Genomic DNA, 25,641 nt, shown 5'->3' on the forward strand with positions numbered 1-25,641 from the left:
AAACGTGGTTCTTCGATCCCGACAGGACCCGCGAGGGGTCAATGTCACCTTTTTCGCCGATCCGAGCGTCGGCGTCCTGTCGTCACTGGTCGACCAGTCCGTGCGGTCCCAAGTCCTCGATGCCCACCGTATGGCGGCCAACGATGCACTTGACGCGGTCGGCATACCAGCCTTCGACCGGGCGCCGGGCGGATGCGTGCCCGATTGCTCATCCCGCCAGCTGCACGTCCACGTCCTGATCGCCATTCACCCTGCTCGAGTGCACGGCCGGTGTGACGCGGGACGCCGGGCATTCATCGCCGCGGCCACCGTTCGCGAGGTCTACGCGGCCGCGATTGGCCGGCGACTGCGGGAGCTCGTCACGGCATGACCGCCAGCGTCCACAAGCTGACTGCCGGGTCCGGGTACGACTACCTGACCCGGCAAGTCGCTGCGATGGACAGCACCGAGAAGGGCTATACGGGTCTGGCGAGCTACTACACCGAGCGAGGCGAAACGCCCGGCAAGTGGGTCGGCTCCGGCATGACCGGGATCGATGGGTTGTCCGCCGGCGACACGGTGACCGCCGAACAGATGCAGGCGCTCTTCGGTTCGGGCCATCACCCGCTGGCCGCGCAGCGGAAGGCGAACCTCGCCGGCCCCGACCTGAAAAAGCAGGACTATGAGGCGATCACCCGGCTGGGGTCGCCGTTCAAGGTCTACGACAACGACATCAGCGACTTCCGCAAAGAAGTCGCCGAGCGGATGGGCGACCTCAACGAGCGAGAGGGGCTCAAGCGGGATGCACCGCTCACCCCCGAACAGCGCGCGACCATCCGCACCGAAGTTGCCCGCGAGGTCTTCCAGCGCGAGCATGGCCGCCAGCCCGAAGACGCCCGCGAACTCGCCGCCACCGTCGCCAAACACTCCCGCCCGCAGACCCGCGCCGTCGCCGGGTATGACGTCACTTTCTCCCCGGTGAAATCCGTGTCGACGCTCTGGGCGGTAGCCGATACCCCCGTCGCCGCGATCATCGAACAAGCCCATCACGACGCGGTCGCCGACGCGCTGCGCTTCCTGGAGACGCACGCCTTGTACAGCCGCACCGGCACCAACGGCGTCCGCCAGGTCGACGTGCAAGGGATGGTGGCCACGGCGTTCACGCACCGCGACAGCCGGGCTGGCGACCCAGACCTGCACAGCCACATCGCCATCGCCAACAAGGTGCAGACCGACGACGGTCGCTGGCTCAGCATCGACGGCAGGGTGCTGTTCAAGGCAATGGTCAGCATCTCCGAGACGTACAACACCGCGTTGGAGAAGTACCTGCGGCAACGCCTCGGCGTGCAATTCGAGGAACGAGCGGGCACCGACACACGCAAGCGACCCATCCGCGAGATCGTCGGCGTCGACGCACAGCTCAACAATGCGTGGTCCACCCGCCGTGCCCGCATCGACGTGCGCCGCAACGAGTTGGCCGCCCAGTTCCAACGCACCCACAACCGGCCGCCGTCGCCGGTCGAGGCCTTGCAGCTGGCGCAGCAGGCCACCCTTGAAACACGTGAGGCCAAGCACGAGCCGCGCAGCATCGGCGAGCAGCGACGGACCTGGCGGGCGGACGCCATCGCGGTCCTCGGCGGCGAGAAAAAGCTGACTCAGATGATCCGGACCGCACTGTCGCCTTCAGCCAAGGAAGCCGAGCAGATCACCCCGGCATGGGTGGCGAGCACTGCCGATCGGATCGTCGACAACCTGCAGAATCGTCGGGCTCACTGGCAGACATGGCATGTGCGCGCCGAGGCGCAGCGCCAGGTGCGCGCCGCCAACCTGCCCGGTGAACTGATCGAGCCGACCGTCGACGCACTGGTCGCGACGGTCCTCACAGAGCGGTCGATCAACCTTGCCCGCCCGGTCGACGACCTCACCGAACCCGCCAAGTTGTGTCGGCGGGACGGCACCAGCGTGTACGACGTCGCGGGTGCGACGATGTTCACCTCGCGCGACGTACTGGACGCCGAAGAGCGCCTCGTCAGTGCGGCCGGCCGCGTCGACGGCATGCGGGTCGCGGCCAACGACGTCGACCTTGCCCTGCTCGAGCAGTCCGCCAACGGCCCGGACCTGAACGCCGGGCAGGTCACCCTCGTACGAGAAATGGCGATGTCCGGCCGCCGAGTGCAGCTGGCGATCGCCCCCGCCGGCAGCGGCAAGACCACCGCGATGAAGGCCCTCACCACCGCCTGGGCCAATGGTGGAGGCACCGTCGTCGGACTGGCCCCGCGGGCCGGTGCCGCGAAGATCCTGCACGGCGAGATCGGTGTGCAGACCGACACGCTGGCGAAACTGACCGACTCCCTGCAGAAGGGGATCCTGCCCGACTGGGTCAAGCACATCGACAACACCACGCTCGTGGTCATCGACGAAGCAGGCACCGCCGACACCCTCTCCCTCGACCGCGCCGTCAGCTACATCCTCAGCAAAGGCGGCAGCGTCCGGCTCATCGGCGATGACCAACAGCTGTCCGCGATCGGCGCCGGCGGCGTACTGCGGGACATCCAAGCCACCCACGGCGCGCTCCAGCTCAGCGAACTGCACCGGTTCGTCAACGCCGACGGCACCGTCAACGTCGCCGAAGGGGCGGCAAGCCTCGCCCTGCGCGCTGGCAAACCCGAGGGCCTGGGGTACTACCTGGACCACGGCCGGGTCCACGTCGGTGACATGGCCACCATGACCGAGGCCGTATTCACCGCCTGGGCCACCGACCGCACGGCCGGCCTGGACGCGATCATGCTCGCCCCCACCCGCGACCTGGTCAGCCAACTCAACCAACGAGCCCGCGCCCACCGGCTGGCCGACGAGGGCGGCACGAATCCTCGAGCCCGGGCGCGCACCGTCCACCTGGCCGACGGCAACGACGCCAGCATCGGCGACGTGCTGATCACACGGGCCAACCGCCGCGACTTGCGGGTCAGCTCCAGCGACTGGGTCAAGAACGGCGACCGGTGGACCCTGGAGAAGATCACCCGCACCGGCAGCCTGAGGCTGCGCCGGCTCGACGCCAACCTGCACGTAACAGTGCCGGCCGACTACGTCGCCGCATCCGTCGAGCTGGGCTACGCCACCACCACCAACGCCGCCCAGGGCGCCACCTCTGACACCTGCCACGGGCTGTTCTCCGGGGAGGAGACCCGCCAGGAGCTGTACACCGCCCTATCGCGCGCCCGCCGCGCCAACCACCTGTACCTGCAGGTCGCATCCGACGGCGACCCGCACTCGGTGGTGCACCCCGACCTGGTGGTGCCGCCCACGGCCACCGACGAACTGGAGGCGATGGTCGCCAACGACGGGTCCGCACGCTCGGCGACCACGCTGCTGCGCGACGCCGCGGACCCGGCCGAGCTGCTGGGTGCCGCCGCCTCCCGATACCAGGACGCGCTCTACTTCGCGGCCGAGGACCTGCTCGGCGAGCCCGCCGTCTCCGCGCTGGAGGCAGGCGCCGAACGGGCCGTTCCCGGAGTGACCAATGAACCGGCCTGGCCAGCGCTGCGCGCGCACCTGATCCTGATCGGCGCATCGGGTAAGGATCCGATCGACACTCTTCAGGCTGCCGCCGCCCGCCGCGAGCTCACGACCGCCGACGATGTGGCCGCCGTGCTGGACTGGCGCCTGGACCCATCCGGGCTGCGCGATGCCGGGCAAGGCCCGCTGCCGTGGATTCCGGCGGTCCCGAAGGCCCTGGTCACGCACAAAGAGTGGGGTCCCTATCTGACCGCCCGTGACCAACTGGTCCGCGATCGCGCATCCGTCGTCGGCGATGCGGCCGCGCACGATCCCACGGCACCCAACTGGGTGCCCGCCGGCGCCGCCCGCCCGACCGACGCGGTCGTGGCAGAGGTCGCGGTATGGCGCGCCGCCATGCACGTCGACCCGGACGACCGTCGCCCGACCGGTCCGCAGCAACTCCAAAAGGCCGTCGCCCGCTGGCAATCCGGATTGCACCACCGTGCACTCGGTGGCCGCTCCCCCGCCACCGATGAGTGGGCGCCATTGTTGCGCCAGATCGCACCGCAGGTGCTGCGCGACAGCTACGCACCCGTCCTGGCCGAACACCTGGCCTCCATGTCCCGCGCGGGCGTCCCCGCCCGGGCGGTGCTGCACCGCGCCGCCGAGGAAGGCGTGCTGCCCGACGACCACGCGGCCGCGGCCCTGTGGTGGCGCATCTCAGCACATCTCGGGGCTGCCACCACCACTGGCGCCGACGAGTCGCTGACGACGGACTGGTCGGACAAACTGCCCGATCTGCTCGGCCCCGATCGCGCAGCGCAGGTGCGCGCGAGCACCTCCTGGCCGGCCCTCGTCGCCGCGGTCGACCACGCCATCCAACGCGGTTGGACGGTCCAGGCGCTGCTGTCCGGAGTACCCGACCAGCTGCACGACATCGACGTCGACTGGTGCCAGGCGCTGCTGTGGCGGGTGCAGGTGGCCATGGACCCCATCCCCGACGAGGACCGCTACGACGAGCGCGACTACGAGCAGCCCCCCGAGGATGCCTGGGCGGCCGAGCAGCCCGTCACCGATGGACAGATCACCGAAAGCGCCGACCCGGTGCCGGAATATGTCGTCGACGCGCCGCCGCCCAGCGACGACGACATGCCGTGGGATCTCGACCTGGGCGACACCGAACCGATCGAACTCGACCCGGGTGGCCCCACCCCAGAGGCGGAACCCGCACAGGGTTTGGCGTTCGCCGCGCTCCGTCGCGACGCCATGGGTCCCCTCGAACCGTCCGAGCGTCAACTCGAGCAGGCATCCGAGCGGGCCAACCGCATCCTGGAAAGCCAGGTCACTCCCGATCGCATCGCGCAGATCAACGAGCTCACCCTGCAGTTCTACGAGAAGTCGTTGCCCGACTCATGGGCTGCACAGCACCTGCGGGACCGGTTCGGCGTCAACCTGGTCGGCGACCTCGAGCTCCGGCCCGGTTTCGCACCGCCCGGTTGGGACACCCTCATCACGCACCTGCGCGCCCAGGGCGTGACCGACCAGGAGATGATCGCCGCGAACGTCGCCATCTACAACCAGCAGGGTCGACTGCGTGACCGGTTCGTCAACCGCTTGGTCATGCCGATCATCCACCGACGCGACGGGTGGAGGGACTTCCAGCCCGTCCCGTTCGGGGGACCCGACGTCGTCCTCGGCTTCGTCGGCCGCCGGCACCCAGATCTGACCGACGAGGACAAGGCTGGACCGAAGTACCTCAACACGGCCGAAACGGCGCTCTTCGTCAAGGGCGAGCAGTTGTACGTCGCCGGCACGTACCGACTCGCCGCGGGCGCCACGCCTGTCCTGGTTGAAGGGCCCATGGACGCGATCGCCGTCACCGTCTCGACGGACGACTGCGTGGGCGTCGCGCCGTTGGGCACTTCGCTGACCGAAGAACAAGCCGACCAGCTGGCACGCCTCGGCCGCAACCCGGTCGTGGCCACGGACGCCGACGCCGGCGGCCAGGTGGCCGCCGAGCGTGACTTCTGGCTGCTCGCCCAGCACGGGATGGATTCCGAACAAGCCCTGTTCCCAGCCGGTTTCGACCCCGCCGAACTCGCCGGAGCTTTCGGCCCCGAGCGACTGCACGGAGTGCTCTTCGACCGCGTCCCGTTGGCCGAAACACTGCTGCAGGAGCGCCTGACCAACCTGCCTGCGGCCCAGGCACTTTCCACCGCCGCGAAGATCATCGCCGCCCGGCCGGCTCGGTTCTGGGAGTCGGGCATCGCGCAGGTGAGCAACCGGCTCAAGGTCAGCACCCGCCGCGCACAGCAAGAGGTCCTCTCTGCCGCTCGAGCATTCACCGACGACCCCCGCAAGGCTGCCCAGGACGGCAGGGACCAGGCACAAGACACCAAGAAACGCATCCAGGCCAAATCCAAAGACGCGCAGATCCGGTGGGCAGAGTTCGCCGACAGCGTGGATCCCCGGCTGGTCGAACAAAGCGATTGGAAGGCGTTGGCGATGATGCTCGACGAGGCCACCGCCCAGGGCCACGATGTCGCGGCCGCGGTACGCGAACTCGTTGGTGCGCAGCCGCTCGGTCAGTTGCCTGCCCAGGACCTGCGCTACCGCCTCGTCGCCAAGCTCGACCTGTTGCAGCCGCCGGGGGCACCGGTCGCCGCTAGCACCGCGACACTCTCCGGCGCCGAGCAGCAGCGACGCCGGCCCGCAACACCCCTCGACCGCGGCCGCGACGGCCCCCGCCGATGAGCTGATGCGAGGGGCTGTGGATGACCCGGACGGGATCGCCCATCGGTGGGTAGCGTCGAACTCGTGCCCCTCGCCAGCGCCACCGTCACCGCCTACACCATCGCCGCGGTGTTGCTCGGCGTGCTGACCCGTCGCAACCTGGCCTCCCTGCGCTACCGCCGACCCTCAGAGGCGGATCGGCCGCTGCCCTCGAGTACGCGGTGGGTGCCGCCGGTCAGCGCACTGGCGGCGGCCCTGGTGTCGTGGTGCGCGATGCCCAACCAGTGGCGGTCCCTGCTTGTGGCGACTCCACTGTTGGCGGCGGGGCCGTGGCTGGCGGCGGTCGACATCGATGTTCGGAGGCTTCCCGATCGGGTGCTGCTGCCGGTGGCCGGGTTCACCCTGGTTGCGATAGTCGCTCTGGCCGCCATCGATCCACCGGTCCTCCTGCGGGCGTTAGGGTGCGGGTTCGCCGGATTCGCAATCTATTTCGCACTGCACCTGGTCAGCGGCGGGTCGATCGGGTTCGGCGATGTCAAGCTCGCCGGTGTTGTCGGCCTCGTCGCCGGGTTCCATGGCCTGGCCACGGTGTGGTGGTCGTTCCTGGCCGGCCCGCTCCTGTGCGTAGCGTGGGCGGTGCTAACCCGACGCGGACTGCGTGACCGGGTCGCGTTCGGGCCGTGGCTGGTCGCCGGGCTACTCGTCGCGCTGGTCCTGACCTGACAAATTTGGGGCGTCAGGTCTCGGCGCAGGCAACCTCGACGAGCCGGCCGGCGACGCCTGCCTCACTCAACGCTCGACCGACGAGCCCTCGCGCCAGATTGGCCGCGCCGTATTCCGGCCATCGCGCGAAACGCACTGTGAACCGCACCGTATCGCCGATGATCCTCACGTCCTCATACAGCGGTCCGCTGTCGAAGATGCCCCTGATCGCTGCCGCAACCGCGACCAGGTGCTCCACGTCGACCCCGGCCGCGGGTGCATAGGTCAGGGTGACGACACTCGGGCTCACACGAGTGACTATCCCCGTTCGCACCGACAACCGGCCGGTGGCCTCGGGTCACTCGTCGTCGAGGACCTCACCCGTGTCGAGATTCACCGACGCCAGATGGGGTGGCGGCATGGTTGGCATAGGCCGGCGCCGGCCGGCGCCGGTTGTTGCCGCGTGCTCGATGTCGGCGGCGTATGTCTCGCGCCGCCCGTCCCCCGCCGCGTCGCTGAGGTAGCGGGTATACGCGCCTCGGGCCGGCCATTGACGGTGGCCCTCCCCGCAGTGGTCCTTGCACCGGATCTTCATTCGGTCGACGAACGCCGGCAGACAGTACCGGTGCCAGTCCTCCAACGCATCGGAAGTAAGGGCGATGCCCGCCCGACGCCGCTGATCGGCCACGACGGCGATCTCGTGCACCAGGTGCGGGTGCCGCGGCCAGCACTGCGGGATGAATCCGTGCTCGTCCCAGACGTATTCGTGGTTCAACCAGTCGACGACTTCCTCCAGCCACACCCACAGCTCCTCCCGCAGGTCCGGGCGCAAGCAGCTCGCTGGGTCCCACGGTCGGGGCAGCGCCGAGATGTCGCCGAGGGCCTCGACTTGTGCTTCGTCACCCTTGTCGGCGATCGCCAGCTCCCGGTAGGCCAACTGCAGCTGCGGACCCACCATGGGGAACCGTCGGGTCATCGGCAATGGTTCACTTCGTGCCTTGTCTGTGCCGGTCATCACGCACTCCGTTTGTCTTCATCGTCGATGGTCAACCCGCGTCGACGGGCTTCCACCAGGGCGCGCGTCGCCTGCGCCTCGGGCGTCACCACCATCTCCCGTTGCTGATCCATCACTAGCCGCAGCTTGTCCTTGCGGGCCAGCAGCTGCGCGCCGGCCTTGCCATCGATGCATCGGTGCAGTTTGGCGATCATCGGTTTGCCGTTCTCGGCGATCACCAGCGCTCGACGCTCCTTCAGTTGCCGGATCTCCTCCCCCCGCAGAATCGGGATGTCCTCACCGGAGACGGTGCGTCCGCCCATCTGACCGCTCTGATAGCTGGTGCGGGCGACGCGGGTGACCCCGAGCAGGTCGGAAATCTCCTGGTTGAATGCGGCGTCCTTGGATCCCCCGAACACCATCAGATTGTTCGTCAGCCCCAGCAGTGCGCGTGCTTCCTGTTCCCCGAAGATCGCCGCCAACTGTCGCCACGTCTGAGTGGCGTAGATGATGCTGATGCCCAGAGCCCGCTCGTTCGCCATACGAGTCCGCAGTGTCGGCAGCGGAGCCGTCGACGGCAGTTCGTCCAGGCAGGCGAGGAACGGCGGGCACAGCCTGCCCCAGCGGGACCGGTTGGCAGCCGCCAGGGCGGTGTCCAGGACGTGCTCAGCAACGGCCGTCATCAGTGGTGACGCGGATGCGTACGGGTCCTCGCGACCCAGCAGGTAGATGGTGCCGCCCTGGCGGACCACCTCTGCGATATCGGTGGCTGGGCGTCCCTTGCTCGGCACGCAGCGCCGGCGAATATCCGCCTGGAAGAACAGCGACATCGTCTGCTGCACGGTGGTGATGGTGTTTCCGGCCGTCCGGTCGTCGCCATGCAAGGCGCCATACAGCAGCCCGTACCAGAACGGGGCCGCCTGCGGGTGCTCCCTCAAGATCTCGGTGGGCTCGTTGGTCCGCAACGGCTGCGCCACCCACTCCAGAACGTGCTCGAGGGACCGGCCGGTCAACGCAGCCGCGTGATAGTAGGCCTGCAACACCTTCGCGGCCTCCGCGGCGTAGAACCGTGCCGCGTCGTCGCCGTGGCCCTGCGTCATCGACCCCTTCACAGACCCGGCGGTGAACGCCTTGGCGCGACGTTCGGCAACCATGGGGTCGACGCATCCGTCGATGATGTCGACCACCAGCTCGGGCAGGCCGGGCGCGAGCCCGAACGGGTCGAGCACCAAACATGGCTTGCCGCCGGCCTGGCGGTCGCTGAAGCTCAGGAGCAGGTCGTCGACTTTCGTCAGCGTCACCAGCGCCGCACCGGGCGCCCCCAGCAGCGCTGGGATGAGCAGGTCGAGCGTCTTACCGCTGCCCTGTGGGCCGATCACCCCGGCTGTGCGGTCCCACGGGATCCACAACTCCCCGCCTCTTGGCTCGACCGCCTTGCCCAGGCGCCAGCCAACGTCGTGCGGGTCCATGACCAGCTTCCTCATCCGCGGATCCTTCCCTTCTTGCCGTACAGGTCCGGCCGTACGACACCGGACACTTTCCGCAGCCGCGTGCGACCGAGGAGAGCTTCGGCCTCATCCCGGCTCGCCATACCTTGCACGCGGTTCGGCCCCCAGCGGTCGAACGCCATCTTGAGCGCGAACGACAAGCCACCCACCATCAGCAGTTCGACCAGCACGATGCATGACCACAACAGCAGACGGCCGGCGGCGTGATGCAAGCCGCTGATGCCGGCCGCGGCGTTGCCGTGCAGCACTCCGGGGATGCTGGTGAACAGGTTCGCGTCCGGGGTGAAGGACCATCCCGCCCCGGCGATGCAGTTCGCCAGTGCCCGGCCCGTGTGGAACCCGTACAAGATCCCCAGGAAGTAGGCCACCATTACCCCAACCGGCCGCTCCCAGGTCCACGGGTAGGGGTCCGTCCGTCTGCTTCGCTGCATTCCACGTCTCCTTCTTTGCTCCTCTTCCCCTGAAGGGACTGGAGAGTGGGTTGGCGCTCAGTCATCAGCCGGCTGTCGAGTCCTCAGCCCGAGCAAGGCGAGTGTCACCGTCGCGGTGTCGACCCAGCTTTTGGTGCATTCTGGTCATGCGTGCGGCGCTCTCGTTGGAATGTGCAGCCGCGTGCCTCGGCTAGATCCCATTCCAACGCGTCATCCACAGCACGGCCGGTGACAATGCGTCGGCCGCGGACGTCCTCGAAGAGCTCATACGGTGAGGTCCGCTCGGCGGTGACGGCGGCCGCCCGCGGCTGCCCAACGGTAAAACCGCTCGGGTCAAGCCATGCCACGCTGGCGACGTCCCAACGGGAAAATTGGGTCTGGTTGCTCGGCTTTTCCCGATTCTGAGTCCACCAGAGGTTTTTCTCATCTCCGGCCAGGCGGTCGGCGAGTGCCTCACCTTCAACCCAGATCCCGTGGACACCGTCTTGTGCCATGTGCCCGTATGACACGGCGCCGGTGGTGTCTCCCCAACGAGCCACGCATGCTCGGACATCGTCGGCAGTGCGGACGATGGCGATCCGCGCCTCGGGGCTGGCGTGCACCGGCCACATGCGTTCAGCTGGTTCGCGCCATCTCCACCACCATCGCGACCGGTCGTCTTCTCCGAAGCCACCCGGCTGGTAGTGCCCGGTCCACTGCAGCATCGTTGACCAGTCGGTGCGCACGCTTCCCGCGGGGTCGCCGGCCCGGATCGTCCTCGGGGCTGACCATAGGGCGCGCAGCGGTTTCCCAGTGAGTTCATCGGTCGCAATGACCGGCGTGTCGAGGCGCGGCGACACCCGGCCGTAGTGCCAGGTTTCCTCCATCACAGACCCGCGAATGACCCGTGGATTTCCCACTGCCACGTCGTCTCCTTCGTCGATCTCACGGCGTGGCTGGCGTGAGCGTTCGCCGTAATCGTCATCAGTCAGTCAGGGACTATCGCAATTTCGGTGTTTCTGGTCCGTGACACGCCCCATGGTTGGGGCGGGACCGGAGTAGTAACGCATGACACTGCAGGACGTGAACAACAGCAACGAGGAGCCGGCAGGGACGCGACCTGCTCGGCGTGAGCCCGCGGACCGCCGACCGAAGAAGACCGACGTGGAACGTCGCCGCATGGAAGCGCTCACCGAGCTGGTGCGCGATGCGCGCGCTAACGGTGACTCGTTGACTGGCCCGTCGGGTCTGTTGAAGGATCTGACCAAGATGGTGCTGGAGATCTCCTTGGAGGAGGAGATGACTGAGCACCTCGGACACGGCAAGCATCAGCCATCGTCAGCATCAGCGGACGACACCGACACTGCCTCGGAAGCTACGAGTGAGGGTCGTATCCGCAACGTTCGCAACGGCTCCCGGACTAAGACGGTGCTGACCGACAACGTCGGCAAAGTCGACATCACGGTGCCGCGGGACCGGACCGGCACGTTCGAGCCGGTGATCGTGCCCAAGCACCACCGCAAGCTCGGCTCGGTCGAGCAGGTTGTGCTCTCACTGACTGCGAAGGGCCTGACCACTGGGGAGATCAGCGCCCACCTGGAAGAGATCTACGGCGCGTCGGTATCCAAGGACACGATCAGTCGGATCACCGATCGGATCAGCGAGGAGATGAACGAATGGCTGGCTCGCCCGCTGGATCCGGTGTACGCGGCGATCTTCATCGACGCGATCGTGGTCAAGGTCCGCGACGGGCAGGTCGCTAACCGGCCCTTCTACGCCGCGATCGGTGTCACCGTTGACGGGCGGAAGGACGTGCTCGGGTTGTGGGCCGGCACTCCAGGCGATGGTGAGGGCGCCAAGTACTGGCTCGCGGTGTTGACCGAGCTGAAGAACCGCGGCGTGGCCGACACCATGTTCGTCGTCTGTGACGGCCTCAAGGGGCTACCTGCCGTGGTGGAGAGCGTGTGGCCGGACGCGACCGTACAAACATGCGTCATTCACCTGCTGCGCAACTCCTTCCGGTTGACGTCGCGAAAGTACTGGGACCAGATCGCCAGGGAACTGAAGCTGGTGTACACCGCGCCGAAGGCTGAGGCGGCACGAGCGGAGTTTGCGAAGTTCACCGACACCTGGGGCCAGCAGTATCCCGCGCTGATCCGGTTATGGGACAACGCGTGGGAGGAATTCACCCCGTTCCTGGCCTACGACGTCGAAATCAGGAGAATCCTGTTCAGTACCAACGCGATCGAGTCGCTCAACGCACGTTACCGGAGGGCAGTCCGTGCCCGTGGGCACTTCCCGAACGAGCAAGCAGCACTCAAATGCCTCTACCTCGTCACCAGGTCACTGGACCCGACCGGGCGTGGACAGGCACGATGGACCATGCGATGGAAGCCAGCACTCAACGTGTTCGCGACCGTCTTCGAGGGCCGCTGGCCCACCGCAGAGAAGTACTAATCAATCAGGGCCAGAAACACCGAATTTCGGACACTCCCGTCAGTCAGTCAGTCAGTCAGTCAGTTGGTGGTGGTTGTTTGGCCGGTTTTGCTGGGGTGATCCGAAACCTGTCCTACGCGCCAGATTTCGAAGAGGTGCTTGTGAGTGATGTCGTATCCGTAGTCGCTCAAGGTGACCCCGTCTTTCGGGTTCTGCGCACCGATTGCCTGGTGGCCGGCCGGGTTGAAGACCATCTCGACGTGGCCGATCTTGTTCGGGCCGAGGTAGCTGTCGAAGAAAATGAGGTCGCCGGGCTTGGCCTTGTCTGCCGGCACTTTGAACCCGTTGCCGGCGGCGAGCCAGTCGCGTTGCGCACTGGCTGTTCGTGGCATGGTGATGCCCACCTGTGCGTATGCCGCCATCGCGAACGAGGAGCAATCCCACGTGTTCGGGCCGTTGGCTCCCATGACGTAGCCGTCGCCGAGGTGATCCTTGGCCCAGCCAAGGACCTTCTTGATCCGCTTGTCGCTGATCGGCGGAAGGTCGGGGTTTCCGTCGCCGCCGCTTCCGCAGTCGGTGGGGTCGCCGAGCACGGTGCCACCGCCGTACGCATGGGCGTAGTAGAGGACGTCGTTGACGTACCAGTCCGCGTGGTTGTATCCGAAGATCGCCTTCTTGACGCCCGCCGGGCCGCTGGTCACGCCGAGCTTGGTCAGGTAGTTCGCGGCCGTCATGATGCTGTCGGCGTTGTCGTTGATGTCGGCGATGCCGTCGCCGTCGCCGTCGACTCCGTATACCGACCACGTCGCAGGCATGAACTGCATCACCCCTCGGGCGCCGGCGCTGCTGACACCGAGGTCCATGCCGTGGGCGGTCTCCTCCATGCCGATGCCGGCCAGCAGGGTCCAGGGCAGTTTGTAGCGGTTCGCTGCTTTGACGTAGAAGCCTTTGATGGCACTGGGTATGACGATCGGCGGGGTGTTCAGTGACTGCCGCCGGTCCTTGCCCGGCAGCGGTAGCGGGAACCCTATGCCGCCTTCGCCACCCGGAGGTGTCGGCGGCGCAGGCGGTCCCGTGTGACGGGGCGGGCTGGGTGCGACCGCCTGCCCGTTGAGCGGTGCCTTGTGCTGTTGCATGAAGGGGATCGGGTTGATGTATTTGTTATTGATCGCCACACCGAAGTGCAGATGATTGCCGGTGCTGTTCCCGGTCGAACCTTCCAGGCCCAGACGTTGACCGATCGTCACCGTGGCCCCCACGTGCATCGCCGGGTCGAGCTTGGCCATGTGCCCGTAGGTGGTGCTGATGCCGCCTCCGTTGTCGAGCACCACCGCGTTCCCGAGGCCGCCATAGGGCCCGGCGACCTTGACCTTTCCGGCGGCCGCGGCCAGTACCGAGCCGGGGTCGGGCAGCATCGCGATGTCGACGCCTTCGTGGTAGGTGGATCCGATGCCGCCTGGTGAGGGCCGCGGGCCGAAGCCGGAGGTGATCACATACCGTTGCGAGGTCGGGACGCGCCAGGCGCCGGTGGGTTGTACTTGTGCGCCTCCCTGGTCGCATTGGGTGATCGCCAGCTCTTCACCGGCGGCCGGCGAAGTGACCGGCGCCACGACGAGTGCCGCCATCAGCGGGACGGCCGCGATGAGCGCGACCGGTACGGCACCTGTGAGGTACTTGTTCATCGCTCAGGCCGCCGCGGCGATCGCGTCGTTGGTGTAGGTGAGGTCCTTTTCGATGGGGTGCAAGACGGTTTGCACCTTGTACATCTGCTCGCCGACGCACCACACCGCGCGGCCTTTTCCCTGCATGCCCCAGCCGGTGACCAGCTTGCGTGCGATCGGTCCGAGCTCGAGGAGACGTTCCAATTCGTCTGCGACGCCGGCGTCCTGGCCGAGCAGGATCTTGATGTCGGCCAAGTGCAGCAGGTCCTTGGCGATCGCCACCGCCTGCGAGCCAGCGTCACCGGCAGACAGCAGGTCGGACGGCTTGTGACCGACCGCGAACTGGATGTCGCCGTGGGTGCGACTCAGTCGCAGGTCCGCGTCGAACGACTTCACGGCTTCGGTTCCGAGGCGCAGCTGCTTCCACGACTCGTCGCGGACCACGATCCGTAAGTCGCCAGGACTGGACATTTCGCGCATCCCACGTGCCCAGCTGTTCAGGCAGGTGAGTGCGATACCGACCGCTTCGTCTCCGAGGGGCTCCAGCCGGGACAGGCTCAATGACTGGATCGGCGCTTTCCAGTCGACCTGGATGGTGGTGTGGTCGTCGAAGAGACCCGCGAGGGCGCCGGACACCAGTTGACCCAATGCGTCACGCAGCAAACGGGTTTCGTCCCAAAAGTGCCGTTCGGAGGAGTACCGGCAATCCTCGATCAGTTGGGCTGTGGGGTTGTTGAGCAGCTCCCACAGCTCGGGGATGGTGACCTCGACGAGCTGGCTCTGTCCCGAGCTGTACCCAGTGAGGATCTGCAGTGCCGCCTTGACGACGGTCTCATCGGTGGGTCCGAACGGCACGTGCTTGTCGCCGATCTTCTGCGAGCCGACCAGCCCACGGACCAGTGTCAGCCACCGGCCGAACACGATCGAGGCGCGTCGCTGCGCCTCCTGCGGTGTGAGATCGGCCCATCCTTCGCCCAACGGACCGAATGAGATCGGGTTGATCCGGGCCGGCATACCGTGACCGACGGCGAAGGGTTCGACGTTCAGGGCACGGCACAGCGGCTCGTACTCGTCCTTCGGGTCACCGCTAACCAGTGTTCGGTAGTTGAAGTCCATCATTCTCAGGCAGAACGCCTTGGTGGTGCCGCTCTTGCCGCGGCCGGGTTTGCCAAACTCAAAGATGTTGCCGTTGGTGACCGGAATGCTGTCGTCGAGGGTCCAACCCAATGGGTCGGCGAAGAAGCTGCCGCCGGACAGCTGGTCGATGCCCATCTGGGCACCTGTCGGAGGCAGTCCGGGGGCGGCGATGAACGGCCAGAAGACCGGCGCCTGCTCGCTGGTCATCCGCCAGGAGGCCACCGGGGCGGTGACTGGACCGTGGCCACGGCCGGCGCGCAGTGCACCGCCTCGAGGCGCGTGCCGGAACAGTCGCGGCTCCTTGGGGGCGGGAGCCTCCTGCGGCAGTCGGGGGACCTCGTGCCCGAAGTCAGACAGCAAAGTCGCCACGTCACGGCCGGCGCCAGCCTTCACTCGTCGTCGCATCCGCGGTCTCCTGGTCTGTGGTTGTGATTGCTGCCAGGGAGCTGACAGGAAAGCGGCTCCCACCCACAGAGGGCAGGAGCCGCTGCTTCACGCTCACCGGCGGGGCCTCACCCGCCGCCGCGGCGGGTGAGGCTGATACCCATCGGCACGGTGGCCGCGATGAACGCGGTGTCCTGCGCCAGGTCCAGTCGCAGCGGGGCGAACCCGGCGCGCCGGATCGATGCGTCCAACCTGTGGCCGTACTCCGCCACCCGTTGTGTCTTCGCCACGGTGACCGTGGCAATCGCGTATGGGTGGATGAGCGCGTTGCCCTGCGCCAACTTGCCGTCCAGACCGCGCACCTTCCCGGTCTCCGCCTGCTGCTTGGCCCGCACCTTGACGCCCAGCTTCTGCTTCAAAGACCCGCCGACGTCGGCGGCCCACTCGGCGTTGTTGCTTTGCCGTTCGGCCCTGCCCTGCTTGGCGATCGGGTACACCACCACAAAGGAGCGCCGCTCCCCCGGTTCGCCCGGGGTGAGCACCGGCGCCAGGGAGCCCATGACCGCGCCTTTCGCCGGCAGCTTGATCGTTGAACTGATCGAGTTCCAAGCGTCATGCGAGTAGTGGCGAAACGCTGGATCTGCACCGGACGGGCCGGCCATCGCCCACGGGATGTCGGCGTTCACCTTCGGGTCTTGTTCCCGTTCGCCCAGTGCGTCGATGATGGCGGCGCGGTCCCCGGGCGCGAAGCCTGTGCGACAGGCCAAAGCGAGCTCTGGCGAGGTGAGCCAGTTGACCGTCGTCATACCCATCGCACCGCGCAGCTGCGCCTCCATCTCACCCATCAGCCCGTAGAGCGCTCGGGCGCGCCCTTCGACCCCGCCACCGGATTCCTTGGCAATCTTGGCGATCCGAGACTCTGGTACCACGAGCGTGCAGTACGCCTCGGTGCGCACCGACGCCATCCCCAGCCCTTGCTTCAAGCCGTCGTTGACGGTCCGCGCCAGCTGCGGGCCGTCCAGGTTCCGGTGCCGTTCGACCCACTGGTCGCGCTCAGCGCCGTCCTCGGGCACCGACCGGACCATGAATATGACTTCGTCGACGAGCTCGGTGCGTTCGGCCGCTTCGAGCATCTCGCTCAGGCCGCGCCCGGTCTGGTTGCGTGCCAGCGCCTCCATCATTCCTATGCCGGGGTGGACGACGGTAGCGGTGACGGCCCAGGTGCGGGTGGCGTGATTCTGGATCACGGCGACGCGTGCCATTGCGGCGCCGTGCGGGGGGCCGTCGTGGATCTGGGTCGGTTGCAGCACCCCGGGTAGATCCGGGTCGGCAAGGTCCTCGATCTTGCCTTCAGCGCCCTTGCTCGTGAAGAGGCTGAATTTGAGCACGGCGCCGATCGAGAACCCGGTGACCCGCAGCGCCCACCCGGTCGCGGAGCGGCCAAGGACCGGTGTGACGGTGATGACCGCCAACACCGCCCAGATGAGCAGGAATAGCGCCGCGGACAGCCACGCAGCGTTCCCGAGGGACCAGAAGAACGGGAGTATCCCGACGGCCAGCACCGTCACCTGCCAGCCGTGCAGGCCGAAGAACCAGCCGATCTTCGCTCTGGTGTAGTCGTTGTAGATCTGCGACGTCATCGGCGTCTCCTTTCAGTTGCCGTGTCGTTGTGTGTCAGGCCACCGGGACCGCCGCGGCACCACCACCGCTGCCGCCGGCGGCCGCTCCGCCCTCGCCTGCACCGGCATCACCGCCTGGACCGTTGCTCCCAGGACTGTTGCCGCCGGATGAGCCGTCCGCTGGGGCACCGTCCTTGGTGATCGGTGTGCTGCCGGTGGGTGGCAGGGTGTTCTGTCCGCTGATCGCTTCGCTGATCGGGTCGGTGCTGTTGCTGTCCTGGTCGCCAGGTCCAGCCGGTGGCTGCGGCGTGCTGTCATCGCCGCCGTTGCCCTGCGAGCCGGTGCTGGGTGGTGGTGTCGGCCCGGCCGGCGGCTGGGTGTTGTCGTCTTGTCCGCCCTCGCTGCCGGGTCCGGTCTTGGACGAGGTCTTGGATGAGTCTGAGTCGTTGTTCGACTTTCCGCTGCCGCCCTTGTTCTTCTTCGCGGTGGAGAAGTCGGGCTGGTAGGTGTTGTGCCCGACACCCATCTGGTTGGTCAGGTCGGTGCCGATGGACGCGCCCTTGGTTCCCAAGTTCTGCATCCCGCCCAGTGCTTTCGAGGCCGCCTGGCCGAGTCCGGGTCCGAGCCCGCTGAGCATCTTCTGGAATCGGCCTGACGCTTCTTCCTCGCTCGAGCTCTCGCCTTGCGATTTGCCGTCCTCGTCGCTGGTCGATGCCGCGGACCCGGCGTTTGCTCCGCCGTTGCTGGACCCGCTTGCTTTTCCGCCGAAGAGGCCGGAGACCCCGCCCATCGCGCTGAGGCCGGCTCGCATTCCGGCGCCAGAAGACGTGCCCGGGTCTACGAACGCCAATAGTTTGAACAACGCCAGCGGGCTGAACACCCCGATGCAGATCAGCACCACGCTCGGTAGGGCCGTGCCGATCGATTTTTGGGTCGAGTCGGTCAGTCCGGTGGCTACCCCGCCGGCCATTTTCACGCCGATACCGAGCACGAGGATCATCAGCACCGGGCTGAGTGCGGCGGCGTGGAACCAGCGCAGCGATTTCCAGAACCAGGCTTTGCCGGCGTCTGCCACTAGGCCGGCAGCAGAGATCGGCGTGGTCGCGGCGAGCACGATGAGCGCGCCGGCGCGGGCCAGCATGACCATGAAGTGCCCGAAGGCCGCGAGGATTACGAACAAGCCCATCACCCCGAGCACGGTGGCGACGGTGCCGTCGGTGATGTTCTTGGTCGAGATCTCCTTCCAGGGGTGCCACAGCGACCAGGAGTTGACGTGCAGTAGGCCGCTCATCAGGGCCCGGGTGAGACCGCCGCATGCCGCGACGACGGCAACGCCGTAGGTGATCCCGGCGACCCAGACACCGATGAACTGGGCGGTGCCGATAGCGACGGTCGCCAGGCTGCGGCCGTCGCGGCGGATCGCGGCGGTGCCGAGTTGGACCAGCGTCATGAGTCCCACCAGGGCACCGGCGATCCAGAAGGTGGTTTGGTACACCTGCGAGCCGGGTCCGTTTTCGCTCAGGTCTGGCACCAGGAACGCGTCCATGAAGTTCAACACGAGCTGCAGCAGCCATAACGCGGCGTTCCACAGGCCGAGCATGGCGGCGGTCCAGCCGCCGGCGACTACCTTGCCGGCCTCGCCGGCCAGGTAGCTGAAGGGGTTCAGTTTGGAGACCCAGCCCCAGACGTCGGTGTGGATGACGATGCCCGTGTGCAGCATCAGTTGTCAGCTCCCGCGCCGGACCAGGTGAGCCACCCGGCCTTCTTGCTCACCTCGGTGCCGGGCCAGGTCGACGGCGCGTGCGCTGCCGGGGCCCCCGGCGCGATCATCCAGCGTCCGTTTGACCACTGCATGCGTTCGCAGTAGCCGTAGCCGATCTGCGCGTCCTTGGAGATTGACGCGCGCACCTGCATCAGGACGCAGGCCACCGTCCAATCCGGGCCGTCGGTTCCTTTGATCTGGGCTCCTTGCGGCGTGGCGACGACGGTGCTGGTGGGGTCGATCTGTGAGCCCATCTGGGCACTGCCGAGGAATGCCTGCACGTTCTGCATCAGCGGCCACTTGGCGACTCCCACTCCGCCCGGCAACGCCCACGCGTCGTAGATCTGATTGGTGGTGGCGATGTTCATGTTCTGCAGCCCCGCGGCCTCGATCGCCGCCAGCTGTCCGACGGCGCCTTGCGGGGTGTGGGGGAATCCGGTGTTGATCCCGGCCGGCCCGGTCCGTGGGCCGGCCGGGATGGTGATGGCCGGGGCTGGCACGGCGGCCGGTGTGCCCGGGTCCGCGGCGCTCTGGTCGACCGCGAGCATGGGAGCCGCGGCGACTTCGTTGCGGTGGGTCGACCCGAGGGCGTTCGTCGGATGCGGCGACGGGACGGGCTTCGGCCGGTCGTCCGCAGAGTGTGCCGACGATGAGGATGAGAGCGCGTAGTACACGGCGAAGCCGAGCCCGACCACCAGGGCGACGCAGACCGCGGCGACGCCGGCGACGACCGTCAGCAGCCGCGTGCGTCCCCATGCCTCGCCGCTGATGTCGCTGGACATCAGATGCACCCGCTCCCCATGATGCCGTTCAACATGGCGGGCAGCACCTTGTAGCCGATGGCGGCGAGGAAGACCACGGCAAGCCCGACGAGGGCGACCTTGGATGCGTGCGGCATGGAGAACACCCGGCCGGCGACGACGCCGCCGATGCCGACGACAATGCCGAGGAAGAACAGGACGATCACGCCCCACATGACGTAGCCCTTGATGTCGTTCACCGGCCCGGATGCCCCCTTCGGCGCCTTGGGGCAGACGGCGGTGGTGAGCGTGCTGGCCTTCGCGGCGATGTGGTTCATCATGAGAGTTCCCTTTCGAGGTTGTGGCTGGTGACCAGCTGCAGGAGTGAGGCCGCGGCCGCCGTCAGCGACGTGGGCAGTGGCCGCGAACACGGGCCGTGGATGGCCAGGTCCGAGTCGGTGGGCAGGTCCAGGAGCCGGCCGCTGGCGTCGAGGGCGCGAGTGAGGGGTCCCTGGCTGTGTGCGACGGCCTTGTCCCACTTGCGCCGTCGCGGTCCCAGGACCGCCGCGATCGGTTGGCTGGCGTCCAGCAGGTCGAGTGCCGTTTCCAGACGGCGCAGACCGGGCACGGTTGCGGTCGTGGCCAGCACGACGTGCTCGGCGCCGCGGATCGCTTCACCGAGCCATCCGGGTGAGGCGGTGGCGTGGCCGAATTCCCATCCGGTGGCCAGCACGGTCAGCTGCAGCACCCGGTCGGGGTCTGCGGGCACGGGCACGTCTGCGGCCGTCCCGAGCATGGTGCTGACCCGGTCGATGAGGACGGTGTCGCGCGTGCCTCGGATCCACGGACCGTGCCGGCCGAGTTCTGCTGTGCTCGCCCCCGCCAGGTCGGACCCGGTGGACGACCCGCACTCGACCACCCTTGCCGGCGTGTCCGAGGCGGTGGCGATCGCCAGCGCGACGACTGCCGCGGTGAGGGAGTCGGTGCACGGCAGCACCGGCAGGATCGTTTCCTCGGGGGGCGCCTCCCACGTCGAGCAGGGCTCGTCGAGGGTGCTTGCGGTCGCCGGCATGGGTTGAGTGTTAGGCGTGTTAGGCGCCTGAGGTTCGCTTCGGATCAGATGGCTGCGGCGGAACTCGCCGGCCTCGACGGCCTGCCACGCCCGTTTCAACTCATCGACCGATACGGCGCTTCGGCGTCGTTGCGTGACGGTGGTCATGCGCCCTCACCGCCGAGTACGGCCCGCCGGGAAGCCAGCGCCGCCCGCAGCTCGTCGGCCGTCAAATCCCTCAAGGCGACCTTGGCGGCTTGGACCTCGTGCAGCCGCGCCACGCAACCATCGAGTTCGCGGATGGCGGCGGCTTCGCTTCCCGCGAGGTCGAACAGCCGGGCAATGTCAGCTGGTGTGCGAGCGGCCCTTCCTTGGCCCCGGTCGTGCTGCGGCATCGTGATCACCTCCGACCGGCACAAGCGGTCGGATCGGACCTGGCGCTCACCGTTCATGCCGGGATCTGCCCTTGGGAGCAGGCCGCGCTCAAGGCGTCAATGCTGTTGCGGACGCGCCGGCGGACGGTCTGTTCGGAGGTCCCGAAAGTGCGCGCTATCTCTCGGCTGGCGCGGTTGCTCAGCAGGCCGCCGCTGCGGCCGGTTCGGGTGGGCGGTTCGCGGTCTGCTGCTTCGACCAGGCTCAGCATCAGATCGCGGTCGTATGTCGAAAGCGTTCCGTTCTTACACGCCCAGGAAAGAATTCTGGCTACTTCTTCTGCGGGGTCTTCATCGGCGGGGAGTTCCCCCCGCATTTTTTCGGTGATGTCTGTTGGCGTGGTCCGCGCCCACGTGATGTCGTCCCGCTCGACGTGCGAGCGGACCCCGAGTTCAGTCAGGACGTGGTGCCTGACGTTCATGTAAATGTTCCCGGAGACCTTTTCGAGCCGGCGCCAGGGGAACGAGCGGATTTCCAGCCACAGCTGCGATGCGATGACCTGGTCGACGTATTGGGACCCGATGCCTCGCTGCAGTTGCTGCGCGAGTGTGATCATTCCCGGGATCAGTTGCAGTGCGAGAGCGGCAGCGGCTGCGGTGTCGTTGCCCCCGTCGACCGCGCCGAGGGTTGCCAGGGCGTGCAGGCCGGCTTGGGTGTCGGGCGCATCCAGCTGCGACCCGACGCGGAGATCGAAGAATGATTCGGCGTCGGTCGCCTCGGCGAGCACTGGGTACTGCTCGGCCCAGGTCGACCAGCCTCGCGCCGCATCTCGCAGCAGCTCGCTGCTTTCGCCGATGCCCAGTAGGTTGGCGATCCCGCTGTGGGGGAAGTCCGCATGGGTCATAGCCCGCTCCTTCAGTCGTGTGTCGAACACGGCAGAAGGTGGCCTGCGGACGTTTCCTGTTTCGTTCCCCCTGGCCGGGGGAACGGACTCGCGATGCAGGGGGAACGGTGCGTTGACCTGCAGTGATGCCCGTTCCCCAAGTCATTTGTGGGAAGGGGTTGCGGCGAGGGCGAACGAAGCGTTCAGCGGGGTGCTTGGTCGGGCTCCGGGAGGAACCGGACAGTGGCTCGGTTGCCGCGCGGACAAGGCCTTGACCTCGCTGCGTCTACGCCGAGACTGGTGCCAGCCGCCTGGGTGGGTGCCGCGGCCGCCATCTGAGCGGGCGGAGGCCGGTGCGGTGCGCAGCTCAGGGCAGATGCTGCCGAGTGTTGCTGCCCACAGGCGGCGGCGTCCCGTAGGCGGCGGGCCTGAGTGGCTTTGAAGAGCTCCGAGGTTACGGTCGGGTGGACTCGCGCAGCTGCTCGATCTCCCAGGTCTGGTACTTACCGTTGCACGTCGGCCGGGTGACGCACCCGTAGAATTCGCCGTGTGTCCCGAATTTCAGCACCACCGGGTTGACCCTGCAATCCCGACACGGGATCGGGTTGTCGGTTTCTCCCGCCCGATTGTGGATCGTCACCTTTTTATCGTTGAACAGTTCCGTCAGAAACGTAGATTCTCGGGACTTTGTGGTCAGCAGCAATACGGCTTTACGCGCTCGTGTCAGCGCAACGTAGAAGAGGCGTCGTTCTTCGGCGTCGGGAAAACTGTCCGCGCCGGGTTGGGCGAGGCTGAGTAGCGGGTCTTCGTTGATGCTGCTGGGGAAGGAGTATGCGGCACGGGAAATGAGGTCGAGGATGACGACGTAGTCGGCTTCTTTGCCTTTTGACTTATGAATGGTGTCGGCGGTTACGGTCAGGTGTGGCCAGCTACGGTCACACAAGTCGGCAACGGGTTTGAGCGTGTGTCTATAGCGCCCGAGCACGAAGACGCTGGCAGGTTTGGCGTCGCCTGCGTGGTGCTGACTGAGCCCGGTCAGGTAGTCCTCCAGGGCTGCGGGATACTCCTCGCCCGTGCCGACCGCGGTCGCTTGCAGCGTGGGCGGGTTTTCCCGTTGGACCGAGGAGACTTGTTTCTCCAGCTGTGCCGGGTTCTTGGCGACGAACTCCCCGGCCACATCGCATAGCCGATTGGGGCGAGCGGAACGTCCGGCTCAGGTGGACTGTTGGGCCTTGCCCGAACCACGTGGCGAAGTCGGTCATCACGGACAGGTCGGCGCCGGCGAATCTGTTGATCGCTTGCCAGTCGTCGCCGACGCCCAGAAGGTATCGACCCGGCCCGGTGGTCAGAGAACGGACCAGACGCGCCCTCGCGCAGCTGCTGTCTTGCATCTCGTCGACCAGGACCATGGTGTAGGGGTTGGCCCATCGGCCGGATTCGATGATCTCGGATGCCTGGTTGAGCATGTCATCGAAATCGACCTGATTAGCTGTCGCGAGCTGGCGCTGCCAGTCCTGGTGGATCGCCTGGTAGAGCTGCAGGAACAGTTCGGTGCGGATCGGGATGCGCCCGGCGGCCGGCGTCGCCCGCTGGCGTAGATCCACGCTGGACAGCTGGTTGCTCTTGGCGTGTGCGAGCACGGTCCGGAACAACCGGATGATGCTCGCGTCCTCCACGGGTTCGCGCCCGGGGATGTGCTGAATCTCGTGGTAGCTGTCGTCGATCACGAGACCGTGTGCTCGTAGCTGGGTGGCGAGGTAGTCGAATCCGCTGCCGTCGCGCACGGACGCGGAGGTGGTCTCCAGCAGAGTGGTCCCGTGCGCTTGGTGCATCTGCCGTTTCCAGCGCATCCCCTCGCGGTAACCCTTGAAGGTCGGCGGCGGGTTGCCGTCGCGGCCGATCGCCCAGTGTTCGTGATAGGCGTCGATGTTCGGGTAGTAGAAGTCCGGGTGGTACTGGCCGTGCCGGGCTGTCGCAGTGTCCACTTCGTACGGGCGTTCATACTCGTACCGGACACCGTGATAGAAGAGCCAGTTCGCGATGAGGCGTTCTTCTTGGCTTTTGACGACTTCGTCGTTCAGTGCGCGGTACCCGCGTATGCCGGTGATCTTGTCGTGATCCTCCGGGCGGCTGGGTGCACCGAAATCACTCAGCGGTTGGCCGAACACGAGCCGGAACAGATCCCACGTCCGCCGAAACGTCTCGTCGCGGTCCCTCAGCCGGTCGATGACACGTTCCATCCGCTTGGCCCCGTTCAGATCCACCAGGTCGCCGGGGACCCTCGGTTTGCTGCCGGTGGCCTGGCCGATGACTTCGAGCCCGAACGAGTGGAAGGTGGTGGCTTTGACCTGTTCGCCATCGAGCCCGTGGATCCGCAGGCGCTCCACCACGCGCTGGTGCAGCTCGTCAGCGGCCGCTCTGTTGAAGGCCAACATCAGGATTTGTCCGGGTTCGGCGATGCCCCGTGCGAGTGCGTATCCGGCGCGAGCAACCATTGTCGAGGTCTTGCCGGACCCGGCCGCCGCGATCACTCGCACGCTGTTGTCGCACATCGCGACGGACGCGACCTGCTCCTCGGTCAGTGGCGACTTCTCGATCGCGTCGAAGAAGTCCTTCATGTGCACCCGCTCAGCGGTCAGGAACCTCTGGTTGCGCTCGGCCACCCAGGTCGGGATGTCGGTGTGCTCCCAGGTGTGGATCGCTTGCAGGAGCGCTGCCGGTTGCGTGGCCAGGAAAGCAGCCAGTTCGGGCTCGTCGCGGACCTTTTCGAATACCGGGCTGGCCAAGTCCGGCCGGTCCGCCTGCCAGCGCGCGGCGATCTCGCGGGGGATCCAGCGGTTGCGCAGGGTGTCCAGGTCGCGTAACACGCCCGCTCGCCATTGCTGCACCTGGTGTCCGTCCGCGATGAATGTTGCGCTGAGCCGCTCAAGTCGATCGGCCTCGGCGATTACCTGGCCGATCGCATCGTCGAGTGCATGCCGTGTCTCCCGGTTCAAGCCACCCAACGCGGCATACGCCTCTCCTGGGATCGCCAAGACCGACCATGGCCATGTCCGGTCGATGGTGCGCTCCCGCAGCGCGGCGCCGGAGAGGGTGTGCCACCCCGTGGTCCGCCAGCTGACTCGCAGTCGCGGGCCGTCGGGTGTAGCGACCCAGTCGTGCCCGAACATGCGCGCCCAGAACGACGGCTGCACCTGCATGGTGGTCCTCCCCGATTCACCTCGACGATGCACCATCGTGCACAGCTGCCCTGACATCCGGGGCCTGTAGGGGGGCGGTCAGAGGCGATCAACCGCGTCGGCGTGTTCGACGACAAGGACGTCGATCGGGTGTCCGTGGGTGTAGTGGCCGAGTGCTTCTTCGATGCAGTGCAGGGAGGAAGCACGGTCCAGGCCGCCAGACCCGGATCCGATCAGCGGCATCGCGATGTGGCGCATCCGGTGGTCGACCGCTGCCCGTATCACGCCGTGCACCGACGCATGAACCGTTGCTTCGGTGGCCCTCCAGGCGAGATTCAGTCCGGCGACGTGGATGAGTTTGATCTGTCCGCTCAGCTGGCCCGCATCGGTGACCACGCACCCGCCGACGGGCAGAACCCCGGCGCCGGCGAGCTGTTTCCACGGCCCGGGTCCGGTGCGGCGTTTCAGTGCCCTGCTCACCCCGCCGGGGAACAGCAGCCACCGCGGCATGTAGTTGCGGTTCCAGGGGTTGACCAGGGCGTCGACGTCGTCCACCTGCGCCAGGTCACCAGAGATCTTGGACAGCTTCACCG

Annotated in this window: 21 protein-coding genes; 4 read left to right on the plus strand and 17 right to left on the minus strand. The window is 67.1% G+C overall.

All coding sequences use genetic code 11. The features are described from left to right. Positions 1–4: 4 nt before the first annotated feature. From ACZ50J_RS11430 to ACZ50J_RS11440, 3 genes are all read left to right on the plus strand, one after another. Positions 5–370, plus strand: a complete 366-nt coding sequence (locus ACZ50J_RS11430) for a hypothetical protein (protein ID WP_148043236.1) — start codon at positions 5–7, stop codon at positions 368–370. After that, positions 367–6,231, plus strand: coding sequence for a MobF family relaxase (gene mobF / locus ACZ50J_RS11435; RefSeq protein ID WP_464297333.1), 5,865 nt, complete (start codon positions 367–369; stop codon positions 6,229–6,231). Before ACZ50J_RS11430 ends, mobF begins: the two co-directional genes overlap by 4 nt. A 63-nt stretch (positions 6,232–6,294) precedes the next feature. After that, complete coding sequence (locus ACZ50J_RS11440) at positions 6,295–6,933, plus strand: prepilin peptidase (RefSeq protein ID WP_148043235.1); 639 nt, start codon at positions 6,295–6,297, stop codon at positions 6,931–6,933. A gap of 13 nt (positions 6,934–6,946) precedes the next feature. Here the strand turns inward: ACZ50J_RS11440 and ACZ50J_RS11445 are convergent, their stop codons facing one another. From ACZ50J_RS11445 to ACZ50J_RS11465, 5 genes are all read right to left on the minus strand, one after another. Continuing rightward, positions 6,947–7,222, minus strand: coding sequence for a hypothetical protein (locus tag ACZ50J_RS11445; protein WP_123270089.1), 276 nt, complete (start codon positions 7,220–7,222; stop codon positions 6,947–6,949). 48 nt (positions 7,223–7,270) lie between these two features. After that, positions 7,271–7,927 carry a hypothetical protein gene (locus ACZ50J_RS11450; protein WP_123270088.1) on the minus strand — a complete coding sequence of 219 codons (657 nt, stop codon included), beginning with the start codon at positions 7,925–7,927 and terminating at the stop codon, positions 7,271–7,273. Next, positions 7,927–9,390, minus strand: a complete 1,464-nt coding sequence (locus ACZ50J_RS11455; RefSeq protein WP_123270087.1) for a type IV secretory system conjugative DNA transfer family protein — start codon at positions 9,388–9,390, stop codon at positions 7,927–7,929. The genes ACZ50J_RS11450 and ACZ50J_RS11455 overlap by 1 nt, the downstream gene beginning before the upstream one ends. Beyond that, complete coding sequence (locus ACZ50J_RS11460) at positions 9,387–9,845, minus strand: hypothetical protein (RefSeq protein ID WP_464297334.1); 459 nt, start codon at positions 9,843–9,845, stop codon at positions 9,387–9,389. Before ACZ50J_RS11460 ends, ACZ50J_RS11455 begins: the two co-directional genes overlap by 4 nt. Before the next feature lie 104 nt (positions 9,846–9,949). Next, entirely contained in the window at positions 9,950–10,750 is an 801-nt protein-coding gene (locus ACZ50J_RS11465; protein ID WP_464297335.1) for a hypothetical protein, read from the minus strand. A 253-nt stretch (positions 10,751–11,003) separates the two neighbouring features. On the opposite strand from ACZ50J_RS11465, the gene ACZ50J_RS11470 reads away from it, so the two are divergent. Then, positions 11,004–12,281 (plus strand): IS256 family transposase, encoded by a 1,278-nt coding sequence (locus tag ACZ50J_RS11470; RefSeq protein ID WP_464301335.1) that lies wholly within the window; start codon positions 11,004–11,006, stop codon positions 12,279–12,281. A gap of 59 nt (positions 12,282–12,340) precedes the next feature. On the opposite strand, the gene ACZ50J_RS11475 is transcribed toward ACZ50J_RS11470, so the two are convergent. The 12 genes from ACZ50J_RS11475 to ACZ50J_RS11530 all read right to left on the minus strand — a co-directional run bounded on the left by ACZ50J_RS11475 (position 12,341) and on the right by ACZ50J_RS11530 (position 25,639). Beyond that, positions 12,341–13,942 (minus strand): peptidoglycan DD-metalloendopeptidase family protein, encoded by a 1,602-nt coding sequence (locus ACZ50J_RS11475; RefSeq protein ID WP_464297336.1) that lies wholly within the window; start codon positions 13,940–13,942, stop codon positions 12,341–12,343. Positions 13,943–13,945: 3 nt separating this feature from the next. After that, positions 13,946–15,463, minus strand: a complete 1,518-nt coding sequence (locus ACZ50J_RS11480; RefSeq protein ID WP_123270083.1) for an ATP-binding protein — start codon at positions 15,461–15,463, stop codon at positions 13,946–13,948. A gap of 107 nt (positions 15,464–15,570) precedes the next feature. Beyond that, positions 15,571–17,082: an SCO6880 family protein gene (locus ACZ50J_RS11485; protein WP_464297337.1), complete on the minus strand. Its 1,512-nt coding sequence runs from the start codon at positions 17,080–17,082 to the stop codon at positions 15,571–15,573. 34 nt (positions 17,083–17,116) lie between these two features. Beyond that, positions 17,117–18,781: a TrbL/VirB6 family protein gene (locus tag ACZ50J_RS11490; protein ID WP_464297338.1), complete on the minus strand. Its 1,665-nt coding sequence runs from the start codon at positions 18,779–18,781 to the stop codon at positions 17,117–17,119. Beyond that, a complete protein-coding gene (locus tag ACZ50J_RS11495; RefSeq protein WP_464297339.1) occupies positions 18,781–19,605 on the minus strand; it encodes a hypothetical protein in 825 nt (274 codons plus the stop codon). The genes ACZ50J_RS11490 and ACZ50J_RS11495 overlap by 1 nt, the downstream gene beginning before the upstream one ends. After that, the gene (locus tag ACZ50J_RS11500) at positions 19,605–19,904 is read right to left on the minus strand and encodes a hypothetical protein (protein ID WP_220093482.1); all 300 of its coding nucleotides are present in this window, start codon (positions 19,902–19,904) and stop codon (positions 19,605–19,607) included. The genes ACZ50J_RS11495 and ACZ50J_RS11500 overlap by 1 nt, the downstream gene beginning before the upstream one ends. After that, complete coding sequence (locus tag ACZ50J_RS11505) at positions 19,901–20,635, minus strand: hypothetical protein (protein ID WP_464297340.1); 735 nt, start codon at positions 20,633–20,635, stop codon at positions 19,901–19,903. The genes ACZ50J_RS11500 and ACZ50J_RS11505 overlap by 4 nt, the downstream gene beginning before the upstream one ends. A 143-nt stretch (positions 20,636–20,778) precedes the next feature. Next, entirely contained in the window at positions 20,779–21,009 is a 231-nt protein-coding gene (locus tag ACZ50J_RS11510; RefSeq protein WP_148043232.1) for a hypothetical protein, read from the minus strand. 53 nt (positions 21,010–21,062) lie between these two features. After that, on the minus strand, positions 21,063–21,890 hold the full coding sequence (locus tag ACZ50J_RS11515) for a hypothetical protein (protein ID WP_123270076.1): 828 nt from the start codon (positions 21,888–21,890) through the stop codon (positions 21,063–21,065). A gap of 433 nt (positions 21,891–22,323) precedes the next feature. Further along, entirely contained in the window at positions 22,324–22,854 is a 531-nt protein-coding gene (locus ACZ50J_RS11520; protein ID WP_464297341.1) for a 3'-5' exonuclease, read from the minus strand. Then, positions 22,838–25,069, minus strand: coding sequence for a UvrD-helicase domain-containing protein (locus ACZ50J_RS11525; RefSeq protein ID WP_464297342.1), 2,232 nt, complete (start codon positions 25,067–25,069; stop codon positions 22,838–22,840). The genes ACZ50J_RS11520 and ACZ50J_RS11525 overlap by 17 nt, the downstream gene beginning before the upstream one ends. A 78-nt stretch (positions 25,070–25,147) precedes the next feature. Continuing rightward, positions 25,148–25,639 (minus strand): macro domain-containing protein, encoded by a 492-nt coding sequence (locus ACZ50J_RS11530; protein ID WP_158607490.1) that lies wholly within the window; start codon positions 25,637–25,639, stop codon positions 25,148–25,150. Between the last annotated feature and the right edge of the window lie 2 nt (positions 25,640–25,641).

This window comes from Flexivirga sp. G2, assembly GCF_055397625.1.

Coding starts and splice junctions, on each gene's coding strand:
- ACZ50J_RS11470 (WP_464301335.1), top strand. CDS start 11,004: ATGGAAGCGCTCACCGAGCTGGTGCGCGATGCGCGCGCTAACGGTGAC.
- ACZ50J_RS11495 (WP_464297339.1), bottom strand. CDS start 19,605: ATGTCCAGCGACATCAGCGGCGAGGCATGGGGACGCACGCGGCTGCTG.
- ACZ50J_RS11480 (WP_123270083.1), bottom strand. CDS start 15,463: ATGCGACGACGAGTGAAGGCTGGCGCCGGCCGTGACGTGGCGACTTTG.
- ACZ50J_RS11450 (WP_123270088.1), bottom strand. CDS start 7,927: ATGACCGGCACAGACAAGGCACGAAGTGAACCATTGCCGATGACCCGA.
- ACZ50J_RS11485 (WP_464297337.1), bottom strand. CDS start 17,082: ATGACGTCGCAGATCTACAACGACTACACCAGAGCGAAGATCGGCTGG.
- ACZ50J_RS11500 (WP_220093482.1), bottom strand. CDS start 19,904: ATGATGAACCACATCGCCGCGAAGGCCAGCACGCTCACCACCGCCGTC.
- ACZ50J_RS11455 (WP_123270087.1), bottom strand. CDS start 9,390: ATGAGGAAGCTGGTCATGGACCCGCACGACGTTGGCTGGCGCCTGGGC.
- ACZ50J_RS11510 (WP_148043232.1), bottom strand. CDS start 21,009: ATGCCGCAGCACGACCGGGGCCAAGGAAGGGCCGCTCGCACACCAGCT.
- ACZ50J_RS11505 (WP_464297340.1), bottom strand. CDS start 20,635: ATGCCGGCGACCGCAAGCACCCTCGACGAGCCCTGCTCGACGTGGGAG.
- mobF (WP_464297333.1), top strand. CDS start 367: ATGACCGCCAGCGTCCACAAGCTGACTGCCGGGTCCGGGTACGACTAC.
- ACZ50J_RS11460 (WP_464297334.1), bottom strand. CDS start 9,845: ATGCAGCGAAGCAGACGGACGGACCCCTACCCGTGGACCTGGGAGCGG.
- ACZ50J_RS11515 (WP_123270076.1), bottom strand. CDS start 21,890: ATGACCCATGCGGACTTCCCCCACAGCGGGATCGCCAACCTACTGGGC.
- ACZ50J_RS11525 (WP_464297342.1), bottom strand. CDS start 25,069: ATGCAGGTGCAGCCGTCGTTCTGGGCGCGCATGTTCGGGCACGACTGG.
- ACZ50J_RS11490 (WP_464297338.1), bottom strand. CDS start 18,781: ATGCTGCACACGGGCATCGTCATCCACACCGACGTCTGGGGCTGGGTC.
- ACZ50J_RS11475 (WP_464297336.1), bottom strand. CDS start 13,942: ATGAACAAGTACCTCACAGGTGCCGTACCGGTCGCGCTCATCGCGGCC.